The organism is Pseudomonas sp. YH-1 (assembly GCF_051990045.1).
Lineage (GTDB): Bacteria > Pseudomonadota > Gammaproteobacteria > Pseudomonadales > Pseudomonadaceae > Pseudomonas > Pseudomonas nicosulfuronedens.
Genome location: NZ_CP178184.1, coordinates 3584241 through 3610434, shown reverse-complemented (window position 1 = coordinate 3610434; position 26194 = coordinate 3584241). Strand labels below are relative to the sequence as shown.

The 26194-nt window shown below is 60.7% G+C and carries 23 protein-coding genes; 9 read left to right on the top strand and 14 right to left on the bottom strand.

Features of this window, described 5'->3' with window-relative positions:
- Positions 1–435: 435 nt before the first annotated feature.
- Genes ACKI1H_RS16760 through ACKI1H_RS16740 form a run of 5 tightly spaced genes read right to left on the bottom strand, consistent with a single transcriptional unit; the run spans position 436 to position 5357 of the window.
- Positions 436–2550 carry a TonB-dependent receptor family protein gene (locus tag ACKI1H_RS16760; protein ID WP_440465647.1) on the bottom strand — a complete coding sequence of 705 codons (2115 nt, stop codon included), beginning with the start codon at positions 2548–2550 and terminating at the stop codon, positions 436–438.
- Between the two features lie 28 nt (positions 2551–2578).
- The gene (locus tag ACKI1H_RS16755; RefSeq protein WP_440465646.1) at positions 2579–3022 is read right to left on the bottom strand and encodes a CopD family copper resistance protein; all 444 of its coding nucleotides are present in this window, start codon (positions 3020–3022) and stop codon (positions 2579–2581) included.
- Positions 3001–3708 (bottom strand): ATP-binding cassette domain-containing protein, encoded by a 708-nt coding sequence (locus tag ACKI1H_RS16750; RefSeq protein ID WP_440465645.1) that lies wholly within the window; start codon positions 3706–3708, stop codon positions 3001–3003. Before ACKI1H_RS16750 ends, ACKI1H_RS16755 begins: the two co-directional genes overlap by 22 nt.
- Positions 3701–4453: an ABC transporter permease gene (locus ACKI1H_RS16745; RefSeq protein ID WP_440465644.1), complete on the bottom strand. Its 753-nt coding sequence runs from the start codon at positions 4451–4453 to the stop codon at positions 3701–3703. Before ACKI1H_RS16745 ends, ACKI1H_RS16750 begins: the two co-directional genes overlap by 8 nt.
- A 10-nt stretch (positions 4454–4463) precedes the next feature.
- Positions 4464–5357, bottom strand: a complete 894-nt coding sequence (locus ACKI1H_RS16740; RefSeq protein ID WP_252858427.1) for an ABC transporter substrate-binding protein — start codon at positions 5355–5357, stop codon at positions 4464–4466.
- A gap of 244 nt (positions 5358–5601) precedes the next feature.
- On the opposite strand from ACKI1H_RS16740, the gene ACKI1H_RS16735 reads away from it, so the two are divergent.
- A complete protein-coding gene (locus tag ACKI1H_RS16735; protein ID WP_235376442.1) occupies positions 5602–6225 on the top strand; it encodes a Crp/Fnr family transcriptional regulator in 624 nt (207 codons plus the stop codon).
- A gap of 147 nt (positions 6226–6372) precedes the next feature.
- Here the strand turns inward: ACKI1H_RS16735 and ACKI1H_RS16730 are convergent, their stop codons facing one another.
- Positions 6373–6744, bottom strand: coding sequence for a DUF6306 domain-containing protein (locus ACKI1H_RS16730; RefSeq protein ID WP_037007937.1), 372 nt, complete (start codon positions 6742–6744; stop codon positions 6373–6375).
- A 369-nt stretch (positions 6745–7113) separates the two neighbouring features.
- Here ACKI1H_RS16730 and ccoN point away from each other — a divergent pair, with 369 nt between their 5' ends.
- The 4 genes from ccoN (at position 7114) to ACKI1H_RS16710 (ending at position 10955) form a co-directional block, all read left to right on the top strand.
- Positions 7114–8559 (top strand): cytochrome-c oxidase, cbb3-type subunit I, encoded by a 1446-nt coding sequence (gene ccoN, locus ACKI1H_RS16725; RefSeq protein ID WP_024767233.1) that lies wholly within the window; start codon positions 7114–7116, stop codon positions 8557–8559.
- Positions 8560–8569: 10 nt separating this feature from the next.
- Positions 8570–8773 (top strand): hypothetical protein, encoded by a 204-nt coding sequence (locus tag ACKI1H_RS16720; RefSeq protein ID WP_440465643.1) that lies wholly within the window; start codon positions 8570–8572, stop codon positions 8771–8773.
- A gap of 139 nt (positions 8774–8912) precedes the next feature.
- The gene (locus tag ACKI1H_RS16715) at positions 8913–10046 is read left to right on the top strand and encodes an HPP family protein (protein ID WP_440465642.1); all 1134 of its coding nucleotides are present in this window, start codon (positions 8913–8915) and stop codon (positions 10044–10046) included.
- Positions 10047–10094: 48 nt separating this feature from the next.
- Positions 10095–10955 (top strand): LysR family transcriptional regulator, encoded by an 861-nt coding sequence (locus tag ACKI1H_RS16710; protein ID WP_017516353.1) that lies wholly within the window; start codon positions 10095–10097, stop codon positions 10953–10955.
- 172 nt (positions 10956–11127) lie between these two features.
- Here ACKI1H_RS16710 and ACKI1H_RS16705 read toward each other — a convergent pair whose 3' ends face one another.
- A complete protein-coding gene (locus tag ACKI1H_RS16705) occupies positions 11128–11862 on the bottom strand; it encodes a glutamine amidotransferase (protein ID WP_017516354.1) in 735 nt (244 codons plus the stop codon).
- Positions 11863–11941: 79 nt separating this feature from the next.
- Entirely contained in the window at positions 11942–12649 is a 708-nt protein-coding gene (locus ACKI1H_RS16700; RefSeq protein ID WP_037005818.1) for an aspartate/glutamate racemase family protein, read from the bottom strand.
- A gap of 84 nt (positions 12650–12733) precedes the next feature.
- Between ACKI1H_RS16700 and ACKI1H_RS16695 the strand changes: the two genes are divergently transcribed.
- Positions 12734–13600, top strand: coding sequence for a LysR family transcriptional regulator (locus tag ACKI1H_RS16695; RefSeq protein ID WP_440465641.1), 867 nt, complete (start codon positions 12734–12736; stop codon positions 13598–13600).
- A gap of 249 nt (positions 13601–13849) precedes the next feature.
- Here ACKI1H_RS16695 and ACKI1H_RS16690 read toward each other — a convergent pair whose 3' ends face one another.
- The 5 genes from ACKI1H_RS16690 to ACKI1H_RS16670 all read right to left on the bottom strand — a co-directional run bounded on the left by ACKI1H_RS16690 (position 13850) and on the right by ACKI1H_RS16670 (position 18519).
- Positions 13850–15286, bottom strand: coding sequence for an IS1182 family transposase (locus ACKI1H_RS16690; protein ID WP_440465640.1), 1437 nt, complete (start codon positions 15284–15286; stop codon positions 13850–13852).
- A gap of 255 nt (positions 15287–15541) precedes the next feature.
- On the bottom strand, positions 15542–15973 hold the full coding sequence (locus ACKI1H_RS16685; RefSeq protein ID WP_440465639.1) for a hypothetical protein: 432 nt from the start codon (positions 15971–15973) through the stop codon (positions 15542–15544).
- Between the two features lie 28 nt (positions 15974–16001).
- Positions 16002–16787 (bottom strand): nitroreductase family protein, encoded by a 786-nt coding sequence (locus tag ACKI1H_RS16680; protein ID WP_440465638.1) that lies wholly within the window; start codon positions 16785–16787, stop codon positions 16002–16004.
- Complete coding sequence (locus tag ACKI1H_RS16675) at positions 16733–17647, bottom strand: alpha/beta hydrolase family protein (RefSeq protein WP_440465637.1); 915 nt, start codon at positions 17645–17647, stop codon at positions 16733–16735. The genes ACKI1H_RS16680 and ACKI1H_RS16675 overlap by 55 nt, the downstream gene beginning before the upstream one ends.
- A gap of 74 nt (positions 17648–17721) precedes the next feature.
- The gene (locus ACKI1H_RS16670; RefSeq protein ID WP_440465636.1) at positions 17722–18519 is read right to left on the bottom strand and encodes a crotonase/enoyl-CoA hydratase family protein; all 798 of its coding nucleotides are present in this window, start codon (positions 18517–18519) and stop codon (positions 17722–17724) included.
- A gap of 155 nt (positions 18520–18674) precedes the next feature.
- Between ACKI1H_RS16670 and ACKI1H_RS16665 the strand changes: the two genes are divergently transcribed.
- Entirely contained in the window at positions 18675–19241 is a 567-nt protein-coding gene (locus ACKI1H_RS16665; RefSeq protein ID WP_440465635.1) for a TetR/AcrR family transcriptional regulator, read from the top strand.
- A gap of 74 nt (positions 19242–19315) precedes the next feature.
- On the opposite strand, the gene ACKI1H_RS16660 is transcribed toward ACKI1H_RS16665, so the two are convergent.
- Positions 19316–20473, bottom strand: a complete 1158-nt coding sequence (locus ACKI1H_RS16660) for an IS30 family transposase (protein WP_440468877.1) — start codon at positions 20471–20473, stop codon at positions 19316–19318.
- A 278-nt stretch (positions 20474–20751) separates the two neighbouring features.
- Between ACKI1H_RS16660 and ACKI1H_RS16655 the strand changes: the two genes are divergently transcribed.
- Both ACKI1H_RS16655 and ACKI1H_RS16650 read left to right on the top strand, forming a co-directional pair.
- Positions 20752–24387 carry a S8 family serine peptidase gene (locus tag ACKI1H_RS16655; protein ID WP_440465634.1) on the top strand — a complete coding sequence of 1212 codons (3636 nt, stop codon included), beginning with the start codon at positions 20752–20754 and terminating at the stop codon, positions 24385–24387.
- Entirely contained in the window at positions 24377–25885 is a 1509-nt protein-coding gene (locus ACKI1H_RS16650; RefSeq protein WP_440465633.1) for an MBL fold metallo-hydrolase, read from the top strand. Before ACKI1H_RS16655 ends, ACKI1H_RS16650 begins: the two co-directional genes overlap by 11 nt.
- The last annotated feature ends 309 nt before the right edge of the window (positions 25886–26194 follow it).

The following is a 26194-nucleotide window of genomic DNA, read 5'->3' as shown; positions in this document are numbered from 1 at the left end:
AAACCGGTGCGCCAGCCACAAGGACATCATGACTTGGCTGATGCCCGGTTGCACATCGCGTAGCCGGGCATCTCTGACCTAGGTTTTGCCCTCGATTCGACTGAGACAATCCTGCCCGCTACGGAGATTGCGTTTCAGATCACCCATGTATCGAATCCATGGACCACCGCAGTGCCTTACCATCAGGATCCCAATGAGTCGCAGCACGGTGGTCAGCGCGATCGGATGCGCCGAACAGACGTTCGCGTCCTCCTCCGGAATAGCCCACACCGAAGATAGAGAACCAATCCAGCATCGCCGTCGGGTTGGCACGGGTGCAGCCCGGCTGGTGTATGACCAGGAGCCACACAATTTCGCCCAACCTGCTCGGTATCTTCTGATAACGGCGAAAGCCCACCACCCTCACCGCGGTTCATTGCCCCGCAGACAGCCATCCTAGAAGGCGTACTCCGCCCCCACACTCAGGCTGCGCCCGTTGCCACTGAGGAAGGTCGGCTGGCTGGCATCGGCACGGTTGCGGATCACGTAGCTGCTGGCGTAGGTCTTGTCCGCCAGGTTGTCGCCCTGCACGTACACGCTCAGTCCTTCGCGGGCCTTATAGCTGGCCTTGAGCCCCCAGAGCGCGTAGGAATCCTGATAGTTGTTGCGGGTGTTGGCGTGGTCGGTCGGAGTGTCCTGCGGCAGCCAGCGCAGGTTCGGTCCGACGCTCCAAGGCCCGCGCCGGTAGAGCAGCTCCGCCGCCCAGAGCTGACGCGGCACGCCGGCGATCTGGTTGCCCTGGAACTCGCCGCCACGGAAACGGAAGTCGCTGAAGGTCCAGGCCACTCGGTAGGCCAGGTCGCCGCCGATGCTGGCCGAGGTCGGCAGCAGGCCGTTCAGCCCCGCTTCGACACCGCGGTGGCGGGTACGTGATCCGTAGTTGTAGGTTCCCACCTTCACCCCGTAGGAGTCGCTGGTGGAGATCAGTTCGTCTTCCACGTCGCTCTGGTACAGCGTCAGGCTCCAGTCGGTCTGGGCGACGCGTCCGGTACCGCCGATCTCATACGTGGTAGCGCGTTGCACGTCGAGGTTGACCAGTTGCGCTTGTGCCGCCGCGGGGGCCACGGGAGAGACTTCGGCGGAAATGATTTCCCAGAATGTCGGCGCTTCGTGACTGCGGCTGATGTTGGCGTACCAGCGCAGGTCAGGGCTGGGCGTCCAGTTCAGGCCGATCTTCGGCGTTGCAAAGTTCCAGCCCTGATCGAGGTGACCGGCGCCGTCACGCGAGTCCGCATCGCGGCGGACATCGCTCCACTTCACCTCGGTGACCAGGGTCCAGTCCGGCGCCAGGTGCCAGTCCACGCCGAGCAGCAGATCCAGGTTTGACGCCTCCAGGTCGAAGTTGCCGAAGCGCTGCATGCGGCTGCCGTTCTGCGGATTGTTGGCATACAGCTCGCGCGTCATGTCGCTGTAGGACCAACTGGTGCCCAGGCGATAGCCGAACAGGCGCTGTTCGCCTTCGAAAAGCCATTGCGCGCCGAAAGTATCGCTGTCGGTCAGGGTGTGGCTGAGCGGGTCGGTGAAGTCGTCCTGGGTGTTCTGCCCGTAGACGCCGAAGCTCTGCTGCCAGCCCGCCCCGCTCCACTGCGTACGGTTGGCCAGGCGCAGTTGTTGGGTGTCGCGGTGCGGATCGCGCTTGTAGATGTTCAGCAGGCGGTCCTGCGGGGTGTTGCCGTCGCCCAGCACGCTGCGTGGATCGTCCTTCAAGCGAGCCTTGGTGATGACGTTGGGGATCTCGAAGGTCAGGTCGCTGTAGGACAGGTAGCTGCGGTTCTGAACGCCGTTGCCCAGGTCCAGGCCGACGTTGCTCTGCACCACCGTGCGATGGGAAGCGGAGTGATGGCGATAGCCGTCGTACTCGTCATGGCTGACACTCAACCGCGCATCGTGCCCGCCTCCATCCAGCCCGGCGGCGGCCTGCAGGCCCTGGCGGCCGAAACTACCAGTCTCCAGTCGGACACGTCCGGCTTCGTCGGCGCCAGTCAGCGAGTTGAACTCCAGTTCGCCACCCAGGGCAGTCGCACCGGGGCTGCCGGCGTTTGTACCGCGTCGGGCGCTGATCCACGAGGCGTTGCGCGGCTCCAGCAGACCGATGATGAAGGAGCCATCCGCCTCGTTGAGCGGCAGACCGTCCTGCAACAACAGCACGCCGCGGTTGACCGGGTTGCTCTGGATACCCGAGCCGCGAATATTCAGGCGCGGCTGATCGGTGCCGCCGAAGAAGTCCTGGATCACCAGGCCGGGCTGGTAGTCCAGCGCGTCGCGCAGGGTCGCCAGGCGCGTCTCCTGCTGCGGCTCGGCGAGATTGGTTCCGCCGGGCACGCGGGCCAGGCGCTCGCTTTCGGTCTGCGCCGAAACGCTGACCGGCGCGGGGCTTTTCCCGCTGACCTGCATCGGCTCCAGTTCGATGCGATCTTCCGCCAACGCCGCCAGCGGCAGCAGGCCGAGGGCCAGCAGGGGAAATGAGAGTTTCGAAGGGAAGTGGCGTTTGGGGGACAAGCAACGACTCATGACAAGCTCCGTCTGCACGAAATCTGACTTACCAGCTCAGGTAGAACATGCCCTTGGCCAGCAGCACGATGCCGACCATGTGGCTGAAGACACTCAGGTGAATCCGGCGGAAATACGTCGAGTTCATGCGCCCGCAGTAGAGCAGGAACATGGCGGTGAAGAAGTGCCCGAGTACGCTCAGAGCGAGGAGGATCTTCAGGCTCAGCAAGGTGCCAAAGGAGGACGCCAGCGGGTCTGCCAGTAGCGGCAGGTAGCGCGTCCAGACCATGCCCAGGCCGGCGCTGAACAGCACCAGCAACACCCAGGGCATCAGCCGCCGCGCACGCTTGCCGATACCCTGCTCCACCTGGCGCATTACCGCGGCCGGCACGTGCTTGCGCACGCTCTCGAAGATCAGCACCTCGAAGAACACCGTGCCGATGAACATCAGCGCGGCGAACAGGTGCAGGGTCAGCAGGATCGGATAGAGCATCGCGCGGGTATCTCCAGGGCCAGCAGGGTCTGATGGAGGAGCGCCACCGCTTGATCGGCGGTGTGTCCATTGAGGTAGAACGGCAGCAGCGCGCCGTTATTGACCAGTACGAAGCGCTCAACCAGACCGACCAGCTCGGCGGGGTGGTGGCTGACGCAAAGCAGGGCAGCACCCGAGCTGGCAAGCCAGTCGCGGCAGAGCTCGAGCAAGGATTCGCGCAGGGCCGGGTCCAGCGCGCTGAATGGCTCGTCAAGCAGCAGCAGGTCCGGCTCAACCGAGAAAGCGCGCGCCAGGGCAACGCGCTGTGCCATGCCCCCGGACAATTGATTCGGCCAGGCGCGCCCGTGGCTGGCGAGGCCGACTCGCTCCAGCCAAAGGCTGGCCAGCCGACGCGCCGTCGTACGGTCGTGGCCGATGGCGCGCAGGGGGATTTCCAGGTTCTCCGCGACCCGGCACCAGGGCAGCAAGCGCGGCTCCTGGAAGGCCAGCACGGGATGGCGGAATCCGTTGTCCACTTGCCCTCGATGGGGCCTCAGCAGGCTGGCCGCCAGGCGCAGCAGGCTGCTCTTGCCGGCGCCACTGGGCCCGAGAATGCCAACCCGCTCACCGGGTAGCAGGCGCAGGGAAGCGTCGGCGAGTACCTGCCGTTCGCCCAGCCGCAGATCGACTCCGTGCCACTCAAGCATGGGCGGCCTCCTGCCAACGGCCCATGCGCCGCTGCAGCGGTTGCAGCAGGAGGAACTCCAGTGCAGCGACCAGCAGCAGGATAAGCAGAGTCCAGGCATACAGCCCGGCGCTGTCGAACGTACTGCGCGCGTTGGCCAGCGCGAAACCGGCTCCACTTTCCGCGCCAAGCACTTCAGCCATCACCACCAGGCGCACGCCGCCGCAGGTGGCGATCAACACTGCCGCTCCAAGCGGCGCGGTCAATGAAGGGATATAGAGCCGCCGCAACTTCTGCCAGGGACTGAAGCGGTAGACCCGCGCCATCTCCAGCAGGCCGCGGTCAACCATCTGCATGCCCTTGACGGTGTTCACGTACATGCCCGGCGCCAGCATCAACACGCTGATCAGCACCACCATGGCCGAGCCCAGGCCGACCCACAGCATCGCAAGCACCACGACCACCACCGGCGGCACCGACATCAACAGCCAGCGCAGGGGTTCCAGCAGACCGCGTACACGAGCGTCCAGCCCGGCCAGCAGGCCCAGACAGAAGCCCAGCAGGCAACCCAGTCCAACACCCAAGACGATGCGCAGCAGACTGGCGCCGGCATGAAGACGGAAGTCGGCCTCGAAAGGCAGGCGAGCCATGGCTTGCAGCGTCTGCCAGGGAGTTGCCATGAGCAGCGAGCCCAGGCGCATCGCCAGCAGTTGCCAGCCCACCAGCAACAAGGCGCCACCCAGCACGGCCCAGCGTCGGGAAGTCATTCGACTCATCTCACGGCCCATAGAAGCTGGCAAGTGGCATGGAGCCACCGATGGCCTGCGGATGACGTTCGGCGATCAGGCCGAACAGCGCCTCCAGAGGCCCGCGTGCGACGCTGGCGGCAACACTGTCCAGGCGCGTGACGCGGATGGACTCCTCGACCGCCTCCACCGGCAAGTGCGGCAGGTGCCGATGCACCAGCTCCGCGCAGTCCCGCGGCTGCGTACTGCACCAGCGGGCGGACTCGGCATAGGCGGCCTCCACGGCGCGCGCCAACTCGCCGTCCTCGGCGCGCTGCGGGCTGCTCATCAGTCCTGCCTGAGGCAGTTCAGGCTGTTGAGGGAAGGCCTGCTTCCAGGCGCTCTCCAGACTTTGCACACGGTAGAGCGGCGCCCCACCCTTGCTGCGGTTGCGCCAAAGCAGCAGGGACACCGCCGGCTCCACCAGCAGGGCGTGATCGGCGCGACCGGCCAGCAGCAGCGCCTGGGCGTCCTGGCCGTCGCGGACCGGGCGCAGCGTCAGGTCCTTGCCCGGCTTCAGGCCATGGCTGAGCAACAGCTCATCGATCAGGATCGCCGGCAGATCGCGCTGGAAAGGCAGCACCACGTCCTTGCCGGCCAGGTCGGCGAAGCCTTTCACCTGAGGGTCGCGGCTCACCAGCCAGATGATTCCCCACACCGAGACGTTGAGCAGCCGCACGTGCTGCCCGCGCCCAGCCATCAGCGCCGGCAGGTTCACCGGGACAGCGCTGTAGTCGAGTTCGTTCTTGGCCAGCAGCACGCGCAGCTGGTCGGGGTTCTGCCAGAGGTGGAATTCGACGCGCTCGGCGTACTCCGCCAGGGCATTGGTTTCCACCATGTGCAGCAGCGGAAAGCTGACCACCGCGCCGGGGCCACCCAACCGCAAAACCTTTTCCCGGGCCATGCCGGCCGGGGACGCCAGGCAGGTGCCGGCGACCAGTGCAAGTGAAAGGAAGAGGCGCGGTAGCCTCCGATTGATTGATATGCGAATAAGTCTTATCTTCATTCGCAAATCATTGCAGCCCGCACGCTCATCACGAATGACAAATGTTAAGTTCGCGCCAGATCGTGGTGAATGCCTGCGATTGTTGGGCGCCCTCCCCCAGTTCGCCGACCTGCCGGACGCCCTCATGGCCGGATTGTGTGAGTCGGCAACCTTGCTCCGCGCTGAAGCCGGCAGGCTGTTGTTCCGCGAAGGCGATCCTGCCGAGCATTTCCTGCTGGTACGGCGTGGCTGTGTGGAAATGCTGCGCTTCACCTGCGATGGCGAGGAGCGCGTCTTCCACCTGTTCCGCGAAGGTCAGTTGATCGCTGAAGCGGCCATGTTCATGCCTCACGGCCGCTACCCGATGAACGCCCGCAGCCAGGGCAGCGGCGAGTTCTTCCGACTGAGCCGCAACGCGCTGCGCAAGGCCTGCGAGAATCATCCGCCGCTGGCCATGCGCATGCTGGAAAACCTCAGCTTGCGCCTCTACCGCCAGGTGAACGAGGTCGACTGGCTGACGGCGAGTTCCGCCTCCCAGCGTCTGGCCGCCTATCTGCTCGGCCTGCACCGTCGCCAAGGCGAGCGTCTCAACCTGCCGATCAGTCAGCGCCAGCTCGCCACACACCTGGGTATTCGCCCGGAATCACTCAGCCGGTTGCTGTCCGATTGGCAGCAGGCCGGACGCATCCAGGGGCGACTCCGGCAATGGCTGCTGTGCGACCTCACCTACTTGCAGGACCTGGCCAGCCCGGCAGTACGTTCTTTCTGAGCGAGTCGGATTTCGGCTATCGCTTCAACTGGTCGGGGCAGCAGCCTGGAAAGGCACGCAGCGATGTAACGCGCACCATGTTCAGCATTGTTGGTTTTCGCCGCGAGACGATCCCGAAAGGCATCGCGGATAACCTCAGCGCTCCATTCACCGATGCAACCGCAACACCGCCTCCAACTCCTCGCGCAGCCAGGGCTCGTCGATCTCCGGCAGGCGCTGGGTTATCTGCCGGGCGACCCAGCGCTGGCCGCGACCAATGAAGTCGAAGCGCAGTTCCAGGTCATCAATGGCCATGGCGCTGGCGTGGAAGTCACCGACGCCGGTATCGGGCGTGACACCAAGGCGTTCCAGGCATCGACGCAGGCGCCGGCAGCTTTCCGCCTCGCCCTGATGCAGATGCTCCAGGCGATTACGTGCCACCAACTCCTCGGCCTGCCGCAGGCTGTCGAGCATCACCCGCGCACCGGCACGCTCGGCGCGCATCAGCGTCTGCAACCAGTCAATCAGTTCGTCGGACATGAAGCCCTCCAGGTCTTGGCGAGAGCCCATCCTAGACTGCCTCATGAAGCGGTTTTAAATGAATTGAATTGCACTGACGCTGCAATTTCTCGAATGCATCCAGCTTGCGCTGTACCTCTTCATTTCCGCTGCGTCGCTCGTCGGCGTTGATCCCGGACAAGGCATTGCAGAGCCGCCGCATGCCAACACCCCACCTTAAGATCAAAGTTACTGCACTTATGCAGCATTATTATTCGTTTGTTGCATCCATCGCGTCTGTTCAGACTGATCGGGCTCCCTGCGGCGAATTGCCTCCTAACTGCCTAGTTCGCCTTGCCGCATTCGTGCGGGCAGGGAGCCGTCAGTCAACCGGAGTACGACGGAATCAAGATGGACAGCGCGATACCCCTCGATCAGCACACCTCCCGCGACGCCGAATACAACTACGACATCGTTCGCCGCTTCACCCTCACCACCCTGGGCTGGGGCATCCTCGGGATGCTCATGGGCGTGTTCATCGCCGCCCAACTGGTATGGCCGCAACTGAGCCTGGAGATGCCCTGGACCAGCTTCGGGCGCATCCGGCCGATCCACACCAACCTGGTGATCTTCGCCTTCGGCGGCAGCGCGCTGTTCGCCACCTCCTTCTACGTGGTGCAACGCACCTGCCGCGTGCGGATCATCTCCGACAGCCTGGCCAACCTGCTGTTCTGGGGCTGGCAGGCGAGCCTGGTGTCGATGCTGGTGAGCTACCCGCTGGGCATCACCACGTCCAAGGAATACGCCGAGATGGAGTGGCCCATCGCCGTCTGGGTGACCTTCCTCTGGCTGGTGTACGCCTACCTGTTCTTCGGCACTATCGCCCGCCGCAAGGTGCGCCACATCTACGTCGGCAACTGGTTCTACGGTGCCTTCATCGTGGTCACCGGGATGGTCCACGTGGTCAATCACCTGGCGATTCCGGTGACGCTGCTCAAGTCCTACCCGATCTACTCGGGCGCCACCGACGCAATGATCCAGTGGTGGTACGGCCACAGCGTGGTGGGCTTCATCCTCTCGGTGGGATTCCTCGGGATGATGTACTACTACGTGCCCAAGCAGGCCGAGCGGCCGATCTACTCCTATCGCCTGTCCATCGTGCACTTCTGGGCGATCATCACCCTGTATATCTGGGCCGGCCCGCACCACCTGCACTACACCGCCTTGCCCGACTGGGCGCAGAGCCTGGGCATGGTGATGTCGCTGATCCTCCTGGCGCCCAGTTGGGGCGGCATGATCAACGGCATGATGACCCTCTCGGGTGCCTGGCATAAGTTGCGCACCGACCCGATCCTGCGTTTCCTTGTGGTGTCGCTGGCCTTCTACGGCATGTCGACCTTTGAAGGACCGATGATGGCGATCAAGACGGTGAACTCGCTGTCGCACTACACCGACTGGACCATCGGCCACGTGCATGCCGGCGCCCTGGGCTGGGTGGCGATGATCTCCATCGGCGCGCTCTACCACATGATTCCCAAGCTCTACGGCCGCGAGCAGATGCACAGCGTCGGGCTGATCAACGCGCACTTCTGGCTCGCTACCATCGGCACCGTGCTGTACATCGCCTCGATGTGGGTCAACGGCATCACCCAGGGCCTGATGTGGCGCGCGGTGAACGAGGACGGCACGCTGACCTACTCCTTTGTCGAAGCGCTGGCTGCCAGCCATCCGGGCTACATCGTGCGGCTGATCGGCGGTTCCACCTTCGCCAGCGGCATGCTGCTGATGGCGTGGAACACCTGGGCCACAGTGCGCTCCGGCAAGCCGGTGTCGAACCTTGCAGCGGCTGCGGCCTGAGGACTCGACGATGCTGCTGAGCCTGATCGGCCTGATCGCCTGTACAGCCGCCTGCTGGCGGACCTGCCGCAGCGACGGCGAACAAGCGGCGCTGCTGCCCTTCGCCGACGACCCGAATGCCGCGCGGCGCATGAGCGCGGCCACCGGCCGGCACTGCGAGCGGATCGTCCAGCCCCTGCCGGAACCACCACCACCGTACCGAATGCGCGCCTGATCTCCAGCGCTCCTGTTTTCCAGCCTTCTGGTTTCCCAGCCCCATGGACGGGGCCTCCCCGAGTGCCGATGTTGGCACCTTGCAGGGCTCTTCCCCGCGAGAGCCCGTTTTTTTCAAACTTCGCTCCACGGACCTACCGATGCCCGCCCTCACCGGCTGGCGGCACCGCGCCGCCGCGTACCTGCCAGACATTCCCCACACCCGCCCGCGCGAATGGCTGCGCGCCTCGCTAGGCGCCAGCCTGGGCTTCCTGCTCAGTGCCGCCACCTGCGGCCTGCTGTTCGGCTCCGCGGTGGCCCTGCACTTCGCCGGAACCTGGGCTGCTTCGGCAGTGCTGCTGTTCGCCGTTTCCTCCGGCGCCCTGGCCCAGCCCTGGTCGGTGATCGGCAGCTACCTGTGCGCATCACTGGTAGCGCTGCTGATCGGTTTATGGCTACCCGCCGGCATCGCCAGCGCGGCCCTCGCCCTTGGGCTTAGCCTGCTGCTGATGTACCCACTGCGCTGCCTGCATCCGCCGGGCGGCGCGCTGGCCTTCTGCATGGTGTTCGCCTCGCCGCTGCCCGGCGAGCCCAGCTGGATGGCGCCGCTGCCGGCCATCAGCGGCGGCCTCTGCCTGGTGCTCCTGGCCCTGCTGTTCAACAACCTCACGCGCATGCCCTACCCGCGCCGCCGAAGCTTTGCGCCGGACAACCACCAGACCCAGGACCCGGCGCCCGGTGCGCGAGTCGGCATCCAGGCCGCCGACCTCGACCAGGCGCTGGACGAGCTGGACTCCTTCATCGACATCACCCGCGACGACCTGGAACGCCTGGTGCGCAGTACCGAGCGACATGCCCTGCGCCGCAGCATGGGCGAGACCCGCGCGCGGGAGGTGATGTCCCGCGACCTGATCTGCGCTTCGCCGGAAACCCCGCTCAGTCACGCCCTGCGCCTGCTGGTGAAGCACCACCTGAAGGCCTTGCCGATCCTTGACGAGGAGCGCCGGCTGGTGGGCATCGTTAGCCTGATCGACCTCCTGGTGCCCAGGGGCGTCTGGTGGACGCGACTGCTCGGCGGCATCGGCCTGCGCCGCGACCGTCTGCTGGGCGAGGTGATGACCAGCCCGGTGCTGCACGTGGATGCCGACACCCATGCGGTGGAGTTGATCCCGCTGCTCTCCGACCACGGTCTGCACTGTTTGCCGGTGCTGGAGCGCGGCGAACTGGTAGGCGTGATCACCCAGACCGACCTGATCGCCGCCCTGGAACGCGACCTGCTCAGTCATCTGGGCTGACCGACCTTTCCGTTACACTGGCCGACTGAATCGCGCAGAAGCCTCCGCATGGACATCGACCTCACCCGTACCTTCCTGGAAATCGTCCGCCACGGCAGCTTCGTGGCCGCCGCCGAACGCATGCACGTCACCCAGACCGCGATCACCGCACGGGTGCAGAAGCTGGAGGCGCATCTCAACTGCACGCTGTTCGTGCGTAACCGCGCCGGTGCACGCCTGACGCCGGACGGCGAGGCCTTCGTTACCTACGCCAACCAGATCCTGCAGACCTGGGAGGCGGCCCAGCGCGACCTGCCGTTGCCCGAAGGCATCCACAACGTGCTGCACATCGGTGGCGAAGTGAGCCTGTGCAACCCGTTGATGCTGCGCTGGGTCAGCCGTATCCGCCAGGCAATCGGCGACCACGCGGTACGCGCCGAGATCGGCGACGGCCACAGCCTGCTGCGCCAGCTGGAGCTGGGGGTGCTCGACGCAGCCCTGGTCTACCAGCCAACCTACTGGCCGGGGATGCAGGTGGAGCAGTTGCTGGAGGAGAAACTGATCCTGGTGCGTGCGCAGAACCCCGAGCCCTACGTCTACATCGACTGGGGCGAAGGCTTCCGCCAGCAACACGACAGTGCCCTGCCGGAACTGTCCAAGGCGCCGGTGTCGTTCAACCTCGGCCCGCTGGCGTTGCAGTACATCCTGGAGAACGGTGGCTCGGGCTATTTCCGCACGCGGGTGGTGCAAAGTTACCTGGACCGCAAGGTGCTGCGCCGGGTGCCCAAGGCGCCGGAGTTCAGCTACCCGACCTATCTGGTGTATTCGCGGGACCGCGATTCGCAGGCGCTGCAGCAGGCGTTCGAGCTGCTGCGCGAGGTGGTGTCGCAGGACCCGGACTGGTCACAGCGCTGGGATCCGATGATTTGACGTACCGGCCGCCACAGGAGAGAGCCCGGTCTCAAACTCGTGCGAAGAACTACGAGGAGCAAGCTCGCCTCTGTAGGTATTGCCCTTCCCCTTCCGATAACCGACCCCGTTCAATGGCTGCCCTCCACGGAGGGCGTCTGTTGACCATAAGCGGAAACCGGCTCGACGAGTCCTAGCTCAATACTTGCTGCTCACGATGTGTCGCCACAAATCTTCTGAGCAGTTCTGCTGCTTCCGGCGCAGGCACGATGGCATCAATCATCTGCTGAGGATCGTACCCTTCGGATCGGAGCAACGGCGCCCGACGCCGGATGCAAGCCGACAAGATCTCAGGGGTGAATTCCGGATGGAACTGCGCCGAAATCGCGTTTCGTCCATAGCGAATGATTTGGTGTCCATCATGCTCCGTTCGCGCCAAAACTGTCGCCCCAGGAGGCGCTTCGAGAACGCTCTGCTCATGCGTCAGTTGAGCGAAGAACGATTGGGGACAGCTTTCCAGCAACGGATCATCGCTGGCGTCCGACAGTAACAGAACCCGCTTGCACCCCAGCTCACGTCCGTCAGGGTGGTAGTCGACTCGACCACCCAAGGCGTGGGCCATGAGTTGGTGGCCATAGCAAACACCGAACAACGGCATTTCCAAAGCCAAGGCATCGCGAATCCATTGAGCCGTCAATTCACTCCAAGGCAGCCGTTCTGTGACCATCGCCCAGGAGCCGGTGATGATGGCAATTCGATCTGGATCAGGTGGTGGCAGAGGATCGCCTTCAAACACTCGCACTACCATCATTTCATCCAGAGGAACGGCGAGCAGCCGACTGAACCAGTCGCAGAGATCGCCATGGACATCGCGTATCTCCGCCGGCGGAGTACCTACCTGCAGCAGCAGGATTGAATGAATTTGCATGGAGAGACCTGAGGCTTGGCCATTCAGCTTGCCCTTGCCGCGAATTCGCGTTCAGGTGGCCAGAAGTGCTATCGGGAGTTCAATCGCCGAGGGCGAATTCCGCTGCGGCTTCAACGTGGGTGGCTGTGGAGTCGAAGCCGGGCAGCGGCAATCGATCTGGATGGAGAATCAAGCAAATCTCGGTGCAACCGAAAATTACTGAGTCAGCTCCCCCTGCCTTTGCGCGCTCTACAATCTCGACCAGAGCCGAGCGAGACGACTCAAGAATTCTACCCAAACTGAGCTCGTCAAAAATGATGTCATGAATGCGCTCGCGATCTGGCTGCGCCGGTACCATCACTTCGATCCCACGGTTGCGCATCCGGGCTGGATAGAAGTCGCCCTCCATTGTGTAGCGGGTAGCGATCAGCAAGGGCCTGTTGTAGCCATTTTTTTTAAGCTTATCCGCCATCACATCGACGATATGGATGAAAGGTAACGAAGTGGCTGCGGCGACCTCTTCCGCGACCAGATGCATCGTCACCGCACAAATCATCACGCATTCGGCACCAGCCAGTTCCAGGCTTCTGGCTACACCTGCCAACTGTCGACCAGCTTCATCCCAACGGCCAGATCGCTGCAGCTCGACAATGTCTTGAAAGTCGACGGAGTGCAGTAGTACAGGCGCAGAATGCAGCTTGCCGAGCCGTTGGTTGATTGCCTGGTTGAGTTCGCGGTAGTACACCGCCGAGCCTTCATAGCTCATGCCACCTATAAGCCCAATTTTTCGCACCCGAGTCTCCTGCATCGCTTGTCGCCTGTGGATGGAGAGGCAGTTTAGGCTGACGTATGATTCTCAAAAAATGAATTATTGAAATACGGAGTTCTTGTTTTGAGAAACCTGGATCTCGACTCCCTGCAGATATTCAAGGCGGTGGTGGACTTCAACGGCATCACCAACGCCGCCGCCCAGCTCAACAGGGTGCAGTCCAACATCACAACCCGTGTGAAGAATCTGGAGCAACGCCTGGGCGTCGAGCTCTTCCACCGTACTGGGGGCAAGCTGATTCCGACCACGGAAGGTAACTTGCTGTACGAGTATGCGGAAAAGTTGCTGCGCCTTTCTGCGGAGGCTGAGGCCGCCCTTCGCAGCGGAGCTCTGAGAGGCACGTTGCGTATAGGAACACTCGAAAGCACGGCAGCAGCCAGATTGCCTCCGTTGCTGTCGAGCTATCACGAACGCTTTCCGGACGTACTGCTTGAACTCATTTCAGGATCGTCGGACGTCTTGATCAGCAAAGTGCATCGGGGTGATATCGAGGCCGCTTTCGTTGCTGATCCCTTCAACGCCCTGGGCCTCGATTGTCAGGAAGCATTTGTCGAAGAACTGGCGTTGATCGTGTCCCGCAGCAGTCCGGTGAGCAACGCCCGAGATCTGCAGGGTACGACCATCATTGCCTTTTCCGAGGGATGCTCCTATCGACGCGTAATGGAGGGGTGGCTGGCTGCCTGCGAGATTGCCCCTGCACGCGTCCTGGAGCTGGCCTCTTATCACGCGATCACTGCTTGCGTCGCTGCGGGGACAGGGGTCTCTATTATGCCTCTTTCTGTCCTGCGAGCAGTGCAGGCCGAGCACCTGGTGCGAGTCCTTCCCCTCCCCGGGCCATTCGCACGCAGCCGCACCCATCTCGTGTGGCGTAGCGGTCATCGATCCAGCGAGCTGACTGCCCTCCAGGCTGAAATCAGCCGAACTCGCTGATCATACAAAACTCATTCGGTGACGGGCTGCCCAGTACTAGTGGGGGCCGCCTTTTTCCAGCGCCTGAATGTCCGCTATGGGTCCAGGCTGTGTGAAAACGTCGAAGTACTTACATCAGAACCGCATTTGGAATTGGGCCCCGAAGGAGCGTGCGACTGGATCGACCACAGGCTGTTAGCCGCTGCCAGTACCTGCTGAGGCGATCTGCAGCGGTTTTTGTGGTGGAGAGACGCCGGAAAATGGCCGGCCTCAGGCCCGCATTGCCTCCATTGCACCGGTGACGCCAAAGATGCTCATCAGCCGCTTGAGGTTGTAGGCCAGCACATGCAGGCTCATTTCCGTGCTGACTCGGGGGAGTGTTCGGGTCAGGAAGTGCGTCGCGCCCATCCAATGTTTGAGCGTGCCAAACGGGTGCTCCACGGTCTGGCGGCGCACGCTCATCATCTCGGGTTCGCGATCCAGCCGCTGCTGCATGGCCTCCAGCACCGCCTCGTGCCGCCAGCGTTTGAGTCGGCGATAACTGCTCGTGGTGCAGCTGCTGCGTATCGGGCAGCTCGGGCAGGCAGAACTCCAGTAAGCATCCAACTCGAGGCCATCTTCCACCGTCGAGAAGCGCTTGATTGCACGCTGCCCAGCAGGACATTGGTACTCATCATCAGCGGCTATGTAGACGAAGTCCTGTTTACCAAAACGCCCTTCAGCCTTGCTGCTGGAGGTCATCGGCTTGGGCACGAAGGGAGTAATGCCCGCCTGCTCGCACGCGAGGATTTCCACCCCGCTGAAGTAGCCTCGATCGGCAACAACACTAAGTCTTTCAGACCCGGTGGCCTCTCGAGCCTGCTCGGCCATCGAGGCGAGCGCCGCACGGTCATGGCCGACGTTGGTGACTTCGTGCGCAACGATCAGGTGGTGCTGGGTATCGACCGCAGTCTGCACGTTGTAGCCGACTACGCCGGTGCCTTTGCCGCTGGTAGCCATGGAGCGTGCATCCGGATCGGTGAGCGAGACTTGCCCATCCGGTGCTTCACGTAGCTGCTGCTCCATCTCCTTGAGCGCCTGCATCTGCTGGCGGAGTTTCTCGATTTTGTCCTGGAGGCGACTGGCCTTGGCTTCGGCGACATCGGATTGAGTTCGGTCGGCGGTGTCCATCGCTGCCAGATAGCGGTCGATGCTTTTTTCAATCTGCTCCATCCGGGCGCGCAACTTGCCGTGGGTGAAGTTGCGATCACGGTTGTTGACCGCTTTGAATTTGCTGCCGTCGATAGCCACGAGCGACTGGGAGAACAAATCGAGTTGGCGACACAGCACGACGAACTGCCGGCAGACATTGCGAATGGCTTTGCCGTTGTCGCGCCGGAAGTCGGCAATGGTTTTGAAGTCCGGAGCCAGTCGCCCAGTCAGCCACATCAGCTCGAGGTTGCGCTGGCATTCGCGCTCCAGGCGACGGCTGGATTGAATGCGGTTGAGGTAACCGTAGATGTAGACCTTCAGCAGTACGGCGGGGTGATAGGACGGTCGCCCAGTTACGGCAGGAGTGACCCCATCGAACTCCAGGGCCACCAGATCGAGTTGCTCGACGAAGGCTTCGACCACGCGGATCGGGTTGTCTTCGGCGACGAAGTCATCCAGGCATTCGGGAAGCAAGCTGACTTGTGCCCGGCTCGTCTCTTCGATGAATCGCTTCATACGCCGCCCCGCTGAGGTTGCTCCAGCAACTCTAGGCGAGGACGACGTTTTCACACAGCCTGGGTCGGTAGCTGCCTCTCGTCAGGGGCAACATTGGCGGACTTTAGCCTCCCTGGTGAAAATCGAAAATAGGCTGGTCGGTGCAAGGTCTCTGCAGCCTTCCGTAGTAAGCGCGCTGCCTGCGGATGAAAAAGGGGCCGCCTGACGGCAGCCCAAAGCGCTCCGGAACTGAGCGCATACCTGGCAGTACTACCGTCATCGAGTGCTTGCCAGGTGGATGCCGACGGCTAGCGCAACCAGGCCGGCGGGAATTGCGAGTAGTGATATGAAGTCGATCTGTCGCGAGCGCTTGATGACGTCAGTGAGGTCATCCATCTCGGCAGCCCTGCTTCGCCGGAGGACAGGGATTACGCAGAGGATATTGCCGACAACGGCAATCAAGCCTGCCACGATCTTCACTGCGTACAGGCCCGAAAACCGGTCGGTGTCCACCAGCATCAAGCCGCTCACCAGCACCAGCAAAAACGCCGGCGTCTCGAACATCAAGTCGATTTTTCTATGCATCGCAGCCACCGAGAAGCCCTGGGCTCTGCTTTGACTACGGCTTCTCTCCAAAAGAAACTCGACCGACACGACGCCCAGCCAAAAGGCGACGCCGAATAGATGCAGCTGCAATAGCAAGGACATTGCGTTGCCTCGGGTATGAGTGAATTTCTCAATGCCACCGCACGTGAGCATCGAGCGGAAAGCGAAGCCTCGGGCTATTGACCGCCTGCTCACCGGCCATCCCCACTGCGAGCACCATGATGGGAATCGCCTGCTGCGGGATCGGTAGGACTTCACGCAACCTGACCTCGTCGAAGCCCTCCATCGGACAAGTCGAAAACCCATGACTCTGGAAAGCCAGCATCAAATTCTGAGCAGCTAGAGCCGAAGACTTGACTGCCCATAGCCGCATTTCCTCATGGCTATTCGGGGAGCGCATGATAGGGTTACTCAGTCCCGAGACTCGAAGAAGAATGCGTTTGAAAAATCCACGGACTCCCCAGAGCCCTTGGTTGTACTGGAAGGGTGCAATGGTCTGGTAAAAGTGCTGAATACGCTCCGGGATCAAAGGTTCTGGCCAGTGTTCTAGAATGTCGGAGCAGGCCTGCTTCCAGGTATCAGGGCGCGCTAAGATCGCGATCAGCAGCGGTGCCTTTGATGCACTCTGGCGCAGACAGACTGGATGCAGCTTTTGCAGCAACTGTGGATTGCGCACCACCTCGAATGACCATGGCTGCAGGTTGCACGAGCTGGGCGCCAGCACTGCAGTCTGCAGGCAATCCCAGATCACACCATCAGGAACTGGCTCTGACGTGAACCGGCGAACAGCGCGCCTGCTTTCTGCCAAAGCACGGAAATTCGTGGCCTGCGTTTCGGCAAAGCCCTGCCCGGATAGAGACCTCACGACTTGGCCCCAAAATGCCCAGTGGTGGCTGTTGGCTGAGCAGTAAGCCATCGAAGCACATCCGCCCATAATGGCTGCGCGTTCGCCCTGAAATAGCCCATGTGACCAATCTGCGGCAGCTCGGCGGAAGGCGTGATATCTCGGCGAAGTAAAGGCGCATTCTGGTAGGCCTTCACGAATGCATTTCTCGATTGCGGTGGCGCCCATGGGTCATCGATCGCCGTTGCAAATACACAAGGCGTGCGCACCTGCGCATAGAGGTCAACCAGGTGTTGCATGTCGGGGGCGTCGAAGTAGTAGTGCGGATAGGCGCACCACCGCTTCCAGTCCTTGTATACACCGAGTGGGAGATCATCCCCCATGCCGAGCAAACTCCAGGCCATATACCCCTTCCACCTCACGATGGCGGGCAAAACGAAGCGCCAGAGAAACCTGACCTTCAGCGCTTCAGCCTTGCTCATCCAGCCCGCCCAACCTGCTCCGCTACCAAAGGTGTACGCCGCCGCCAACTTCTGATGATTGGGCAGCAAACCGATGGCGTGACCACCAAAGGAGTGGCCTACCCAATAGATCGGCAACGCCTCTTCGCCTAGCAGATCAACTGCCGCCGCCAGGTCAAGATAAGCCCAGTCCAGATAGGACATCTCGAACCCTTTAAGGGAGGCTGGTTTTGACTCTCCGACTCCGCGATAGTCCAGGGTCAGGACGTTGAATCCTTGGCTGGCCGCAAACTCTGCAAATCGTCGATAGAATCTCTGAGAGACTCCTGTTGCACCCGCCATCAGCAAATTGCCCCTCGCGACACCAAAAGCGCGATAGCGGTAGGCGGACAGGCTGAATCCGTCCTTGGCCAACACTCGCAGCGGGACTATCTCGATTGCCAGAGTGCTGTATTCCTGCCTTGTGTTCATACCTTTAATCCAGACGATCAGAACCGATTTGACGAAGAGGTGGCCTGAAAGTCAGAGCCCCCTCAGGGCGAGGTTTAGCGGCCTTTGAATGCCGGCTCCCGCTTCTGCATCATCGCCATCACACCTTCGCGTACGTCCTCCGTGCGGATCAGAGCGAAGAGCAGTTCATTGAGCTGAGAAAGCGCTGCATCATCACCCTCATCTCGCGCCTGAAACGCCGAACGCAGCGTGGCCTTGACGGCGAGCGGCGCGGCCTTGGCGATTCGATCTGCATACTCAAGGGCACGATCGAGCTCCCGGCCGGGCTCGACCACCTCGTTAACCAGTCGCATGCGCAAAGCTTCAGCGGCTGAGAACTCCTCTCCGGTCAACATGTAGCGCATGGCGTCTGCCCAGCCAGCTGCTTGCGTGAACCGCACGGTGGAGCCCCCCGAGGGCGGAATCCCGCGCAAGACTTCCAAATGCGCAAAGCGCGCATTGCTGGCGATGACAGCGATATCAGCGTTCAGGATCAGCTCGATCCCCGCCGTCCAGCAGGTGCCCTGAACAGCGATGACCACCGGCTTGGTACGGCGAGGTTTAGCGACACCCCAGGGATCGATTCCATCCGCTGGATACTGGAAGCCACCCGAGATCAGTTTCGGAGTGAGCTCCATCAGATCGAGCCCAGCGGTGAAGTTTTCCCCGTGGGCAAATACAACTGCACAGCGCAGCTCATCGTTGCGTTCGTACTCGCCCATAGCCAGTGAAAAGTCTTCCAGCATGGCGCTGTCGAACGCATTGCGTTTGCCGGCCCTGTCCAGACCAATCAGGAGAACTGCACCTCTCTGCCCACGGGAAACACGCCCCGGCCCACTGTTCGCTTCGCTCATCTGCTGACCTCCTTTGGATAATTGAAATCCGAACTCAGGTTACTGACCACCCGTTCGGTTACTGGAAACTAACCAAACATTCGGTAACCGTCAAATTGAGATAGCCAGGCTTATGACATACAATCAGCGCACCTAATCATGACCAGGATTTGTCCGTGCGCCCGTTGAAAATCAGTCGAGATGAGCTGCTGCACCGATGCGCTAGCACCTTCAAACGCCATGGCTACCACGGGACGACCATGGACATGCTGTCCACTGCTTGCGGGTTGACGAAAGCGTCCTTCTATCACCACTACCCGAACAAGGAGTCATTGCTGAGGGATGTGTTGGAGACAACTCACCAGAAGCTGAAGCAATCCCTGTTCGCAATTGCCTATGACGACAGCAAGCCCCCGGTTGAGCGCATGACGGTATTGGGCAAGAAGGCGAAGAAGCTTTTCCAGGACGACACGATCGGCTGCCTGATGGGTGTGGTGGCCGTCGATGCGAGTTACGCCAATACAGACTTGATGGAGCCAATCCGCGCCTTCATGGATGACTGGGCGGCGGCCTTTGCCTACGTCCTGACAAGCAGCCACGGCGAGGTGCGCGCCCAGGCGCTTGGCCGACAACTTGTGGCGGACTACGAAGGGGCCATCCTGCTAGCGCGGATCTACCAGGACACAACCATGATCGATTCAGTTATCGCCCGCACCACTCAAATGCTCAAGGTTGCAGGCTGACTCCACCCCACGGTAAGTAGACACCTCAAGTGGGGCGATCTTGAGAGACTGAATGTCCGCTATAGGTTGTGGATTCAACCGATCGACGCAACAGCCTGATTAAAACACTCGGCGGGAGTCGAGTACCCCAGGGTCTTTCTGGGTCGTTCGTTCAACCGCCGAGCGACCTTATCCAGCGAGTCCTGCGAGTACAGCGAGAGATCAGTTCCCTTCGGAAAGTACTGCCGTAGCAGGCCGTTGGTGTTCTCATTCGTCCCGCGTTGCCAAGGATTCTGTGGATCACAAAAGTAAACTTGGATATCCGTCGCCAGAGTGAAGCGCTTGTGAGCAGCCATCTCCTGGCCTCGATCCCAGGTCAGGGATTGGTAGAGCTCCTGAGGCAATCGCCGGGCATTCTCGATCAGTGCATTCACCACTGTCTCGGTGTCCTTTCCATCTACTTTCACCAGCATCACATAGCGGCTGCGGCGCTCAACCAGCGTGGCAATCTGACTGTTCTTACTGCCGCACAACAGATCGCCTTCCCAGTGCCCTGGTACCGCACGATCCTCAACGCAGGCCGGCCGTTCGCTGATGGAAAGCGTATCGCTGATGCGACCATGGTTGTCGGTTTTCTGGGTGTGGTGACGCGACCGGCGCATCGCACGGCTACGGCGCAGATACTCCAGTAACTCTTTCTTCAATGCGCCGCGGGCCTGGATGAAGAGGCTACGGTAGATGGTCTCGTGTGACACTTGGTCGGCCACGTCCGGATATGTACGCTTCAACCATCCAGCGATCTGCTCGGGCGACCACTGGATCTGAAGCTTCTGGGCAACAAGCTGCGCCAACTTTGGGGACTGGGCAAGCTTGCAAAGCTTGGGGCGACGGGCCCTATCCCATGCCGCCTGATCAGCCTGGTTGGCACGGTAGCTTCGACAACCACCGTTACGGCTGATCTCGCGGCTGATGGTGGATGGAGCTCGTTCCAGGCGCATCGCTATATGCCGAATCGACTGGCCAACAGCAAGTGCTCTCGAAATCTCCTCGCGCTCAGCTAGTGTGAGCGCCAACCTGGAACGTCGTCGAGTAGCTGGGCGAATACCGCCTGTCTCCGCAAGAATCCGCTGGATCGAGGAATGATTCCGGTCAAACAGCTGGGCAATCTGCTGGAGGGAATCACCTGCCTTCCAGCGATCCCACATCAGTGCTTTCTGGCTTTCGGTGTAGTAGATCCGAGGCCTTTGCTTCATCTGCAACACTCCTCCTGATTACACAGGGTTCAGTGTGTTGCGTTCACCGGTTGAATCCACAGTTGATAGCAGCCGTCAGGAGCACTCTCCGTTCATTCATTTGAATGATGAGTTTTTGCTCCGCTCAACTAAGGTAAAAGCTACAAATTCTGGCGCATCCATCCAACGTATGCGCATCTCAACTCCGGCCTCGAGACTAAGCCCGCTTCAAAGTGAATGCAGGCAGTTGGCCTTCGCTCTGGCAATCGAAACTGCGCCGCCCGCAAGGGAGAATCAGGATGAGTAAGGCACTGCTAGTCAAGGTTCGTGGGAGCTTGAACGCAACGAAGATGAAAGGCATTGCTGCATCAGTTGGCAGCACAGGCTTGGAGGAAATTCTAAAGATTCCCGCCCAACGGGGAATCGCCGGAGCAGCAGGCGTAGCGGCGCCCCCAGGTTCGACTTGGTACAGGGCGCCCTTGCAGCCTGGAGCGAACCCATGGGATGCAGCCCATGCGATGCTACTACAGGCCCAGGGAGCCGCCCTGGCGGGCTCCGCTGGCGCACAAATCGAATTCATCGAACCGGATATCGAGCAGGCCTGGTTTCCTGAAGCTACACACGCCATGCAAGCACTGGGAGCTGCCGCCTGCACTTTTCACGCTCAGGACCCGTCCGGCCAAAAGGCTGTAGCACACGCAGGCAACGACTGGCATTTACAGAGCCAGTACTCGCAGTTAGACCTTGCGAGGAACCTTGTCGGCCGTGCACAACAGCAGGCTATTCGGATAGCCCATTTAGATACCGGCTACGACCCCAATCATGCTTCCTTGCCGCTGAACCTGGACAGGCAGAATCAGCGAAACTTCCGCGATCCTGGCTTTCCTAACAATGCGGCCGATCGCACACCGTCTGGTTGGACCAGCATTCGAAATCAAGGCCATGGTCACGCCACGCTGAGTCTGCTGGCGGGCAACCAGATCCAGCCCCTTCCCGCCACAAATGCCATAGCTGGATTTATTGGTGGAGCCCCTTACGCGACAGTCATCCCCGTCCGCATCGCGGACTGGGTCGTGCGGTTCTCCACCAGCACCATGGTCCAAGGCTTTCAATATGCAATAGACCAAGGAGCCCATGTACTGTCGATGAGCATGGGGGGACTGACTTCACGCGCGCTGGTAGACGCGGTCAATCTTGCTTACGAGCATGGCCTCTTTATGGTCACCGCCGCAGGCAACAATTACGCGAAGATGCCAACGCCTGGTTCCATTGTCTTCCCGGCACGATACCAGCGTGTACTCGCAGCCTGTGGCGTGATGGCCGACGGCAGAGCCTATGCAGGCCTCGACCTCGGCACAATGCAAGGAAATTATGGGCCGATGTCGGCGATGCAGACTGCTATGGGCGCTTTCACGCCAAACGTTCCATGGGCGGAGTTTGGATGTAAAAGCCTGGTGAGCATGGACGGTGCCGGCACCTCGTCTGCCACACCGCAATTGGCCGCCGCCGCAGCCCTATGGATGGCAGCACATGCACAGGCACTTGCCGCCTACCCCAAGCCCTGGATGCGCATCGAAGCTACGCGGATGGCCCTATTCAAAACGGCACTCAGTAACACCGCGGTTATGGGCAAGGAAGAAACATTTGAGAAGATCGGCAGAGGCATATTGCAGGCCGATGCGGCGCTCAAATTTGCTCCGGCCAATGCAGCAGATCTTCACAAGACCCCTCCAGCAGAATCCAGCTGGGGATGGTTGAATCTGATATTTGGCGTCGGCGGCGTGAGCCTAGCTTCCAATCAGCCAACAGTGCTAGCCGAAATGTTCGCGCTCGAGCTAACTCAAATGGCACAGCGCTATAGGGAGGTCGATGAAGCGTTGGCAGACACTGGGGTTACCACCGGCATCGCACCAGCATCACTCAACCGCTATTTCGAAGCAGCACTGGATGCTGGCACCCCCTCCACACAACTGAAAGCCTTCCTAGAGCAGCATCTCGGCCGCAGATCTGTTGCGGTGAGAATCGCACCTACCCCCGTTGCGCCAAGACCAAAGATCGAGCGCAAATCCAAGGTACTACCATCACCGCCTCGCCTCCTGCGCGTCTATGCCCTCGACCCCTCCATAGCCCAATCGTTAGATGCTGTTGAGGTGAACCAAACCACCATCAGTGTCCCCTGGGAAGAAGACCTGAAACCCGGACCCGTTGGCGAATACCTGGAGGTAGTGGACATCGATCCGGCCTCCAACCGTCTCTACGATCCGGTGGATCTGAACAATGACAAGGTATTGAGACAACACGGATTGCCGCCTTCCGAAGGGGATCCAGCCTTTCATCAACAGATGGTCTATGCAGTGGCAATGAAGACCATCAAGAACTTCGAGGAAGCCCTCGGCCGACGGGTGCTTTGGGCGCCGCGCTGGGCCAAGGTCACTAAGCGCAATGGTCAATCGCAGCTCAAAGCGTATAGCGTGCGCCGACTGCGCATCTATCCCCATGCGTTGCGCACTGACAATGCCTATTACAGTCCAGACAAGGTCGCGCTTCTGTTCGGCTATTTCCCTTCGAAGTCTCAGACTAACGACCCAACGCCAAACGGCACCATGGTTTTTTCCTGTCTATCGAGTGACATCATCGCCCATGAGATGTCGCATGCTTTACTCGATGGCTTACACCGCCGCTTCCAGGATGCATCGAATCCGGACGTGCCGGCGTTCCACGAGGCCTTCGCCGACATCGTGGCGATCTTCCAGCACTTTTCCATTCCCGAGCTCGTTCGCTTTCAGATCCGACAGACCCGGGGTGCACTGGGCGCCGCTGCCTTGTTGGGTTCTCTAGCCAAGCAGTTCGGTGAGGGAATTAATCGTGGCGGACCATTGCGCGCCTATCTCGCCGTGGGCGACAAACCCATCTACCCAGAAGAACTAGATGTACACGCGCGTGGCTCGATCCTCGTATCGGCGATTTATGAGGCATTCCTCAACATCGTTGACCGCCGAACCGCAGACCTTATCCGTATCGCCACCAACGGCGTCGGACATACTCCCCAAGGAACATTGTCTAGCGACCTGGTCGAACGGCTGACCGAGGAAACCTGTAAGACGGCCCGTCACGTACTGCGAATGTGCATCCGCGCACTGGACTATTGCCCCGCAGTGGACATCACGTTCGGTGAGTATCTGCGGGCACTAATAACCGCAGATATCGACCTAGTACCGGTTGATCGCTACTACTACCGCGTGGCCTTCATGGACGCATTCCGCAAGCGCAACCTACTGCCTCGTGATGTGCGAACAATTTCCGAAGATTCATTGGCATGGGGCTCGTTAGCGAACCCGCAACCGACGTGGTTAGGAGAGCTGCTGAAAGGGCTGAATTTTGGATGGGATCTCAAACTGAATAGAGAGGAAATCCACCAGCTCAACGAATCCAACCGCTGGCTGCTGTGGACGCGTATTTCTGATCTGCTCAAACACGATCCCTCACTTTATCCAGTGTTCGGGTTGCTTCCTGGCGTACCACGATACTCAGCCGCAGGGGCAGTCGTTGGGCAAGCAGACGTGGGTAGAACCACTTTTGATGTCCCCAGCGTTCGCCCTGCGAGGCGGGTTGCCCCCGATGGAAGTTTTCTCACCGAAGTTGTTGCCACCGTCCTGCAGCGTCGACGCGTCCCGGTGGATCCCGCGGACCCCGATGGGCCCCAAATGTGGTTCCGCGGCGGGGCAACGCTACTACTGGACCCGCGAGTAAACGACTGCAGTATCCGTTACGCGATCATCAAGGATAGCGGCAGCGAGACTCGTCTAGATCGGCAGCGACGGAGCGCTTCTGACCAGTCTCTGGGAGCGCTACAAGCACTCTACTTTGCCTCCTCGCCGAACGAACCGTTTGCTCTTCTGCACGCACACAATGGAGGGCTCAGCCATGCCCGCTAAGCCCTCTGGCTTCACCATCCGCCATTACTGCCAAGGCATCGGAGACTGTCACCTGCTTCGCTTTCGGAAAAAAGGCGGCCAATCGTATTGGATGCTCATCGACTGCGGGATCCATACGGCTGTTACGGGAGGCTCCCAAATCATCGACGACATAGTCGCCGATATCTACCAACGCACTGACGGAAGAATCGACGTTCTGGTGCTCACCCACGAGCATACTGATCACATCTCAGCCTTTAGGGAGTCCTCAAAGCGGTTTGAGAAATTCACTGTCGATCAAGTGTGGATGGCCTGGACAGAATCTCCGAGCGACCCTAAAGCCCAGGAACTGGACAAGTTCAAGAAGCAGGCGCTGAACGCACTCTCCAGTGCCAGCCGTCAGTTGCATGGGGCCCTCCCTTTCGGAGTGGAAAACTCAGCCACGACGCTACGCGACGGCATCGATGAGCTCCTGGGCTTTAGTTTCGGCGCACAAGGAGAGACGGTGCGCGGCATGCGCGATGCTGCCGGCAGACTGGCCAAAAATGGCATCCGCTACCTTGAGCCCGGACTGGCCCCGCTGGACATTCCTAGCGACCCGGCCATCCGTGCATTCGTCTTAGCACCTTCACGAAACGCGACCTACCTGAATATCGTCGACAGAGTGGGTGAGCGTTACCAAATGGCCAGTGACGAGGATGGATTACGTATTGCCGAGACACTTTCAAATGCGTTTTCTGCGGCCAGGCCGGATAGCAGCTTCACTGACATAACAGCGCCGTTTGATCCTGCCGCGGGTACACCGCTCGACGAGCTTCGCCAGGTAACCAAGTCTCGCGGGAATCCCATCTGCGACTTTGCGTCCTCGCACTACTTTGGCCCCTGTGAGCCCGGCCCTCTCGTTGCCTCCAAAAAACGTCGGCGGACTTCCGACACAAATGAAACGGACCAGCAATGGCGTCGAATCGATTTTGACTGGCTTAGCTCGGCCGGTGCTCTGGCAATGCAACTCGACAATAAAATCAACAACACAAGCCTCGTGCTGGCCTTCGAAATTGTTGAATCAGGACGCGTATTCCTCTTTGCCGCTGATGCCCAGATAGGCAACTGGCTGAGCTGGGAAGACACAAAGTGGACTATGGCCAACGGTTCAGTTGTTACAGGACCTGACCTGCTAGAGCGGACGGTCTACTACAAGGTGGGGCACCATGGCAGCGAAAATGCCACGGCAAAGGCCAAAGGTCTCGAGCTAATGACCAGCGAAGATCTTTCGGCATTTATACCTACCAACGAGAGCGATGCGAAAAAAGTTCGCTGGGGTGAAATGCCCTTCCCTTCGTTGCTTAAAGCTCTTGGGGATCATTGTGGACCACGCGTTGTTCGTGCGGACGACCCTCAATTGCTGGGCGGAACCGCCCCATTTAGCGCTCCTTCGGGCTCCATCCAGAAAGTACGGTTAGGTAGTGTCGGCAAGGGAGGTGACCCTCGTCGCGTGTGGATAGAGTTCGATGTGGCGTAGCCACCACGATTCGAGGCACTCCACGTTGCGTGAATCAATGCCATTTGCAGCCTTTGCCAGCCCCTTGCGAAGGCCCACAGATAGACCCGCGTGGATGCGATTAGGTCTGCCTATGCGGCAACAGTAACGTGCAATACCCAGGCAGGGGATGGCTCCAGGTCACCTCGAGAATAGCCAGCTAAATCCCGGCATTGAGAGTCAATCCTAGACAGGCTCAGTGCGCCCTTCGCCACCAAAAGCGCTCAGCCTACTTTAGATGGCCAGCCAATGGCTCGATCAGGATGGGCCCTAAGCAAACTTTGAACGACA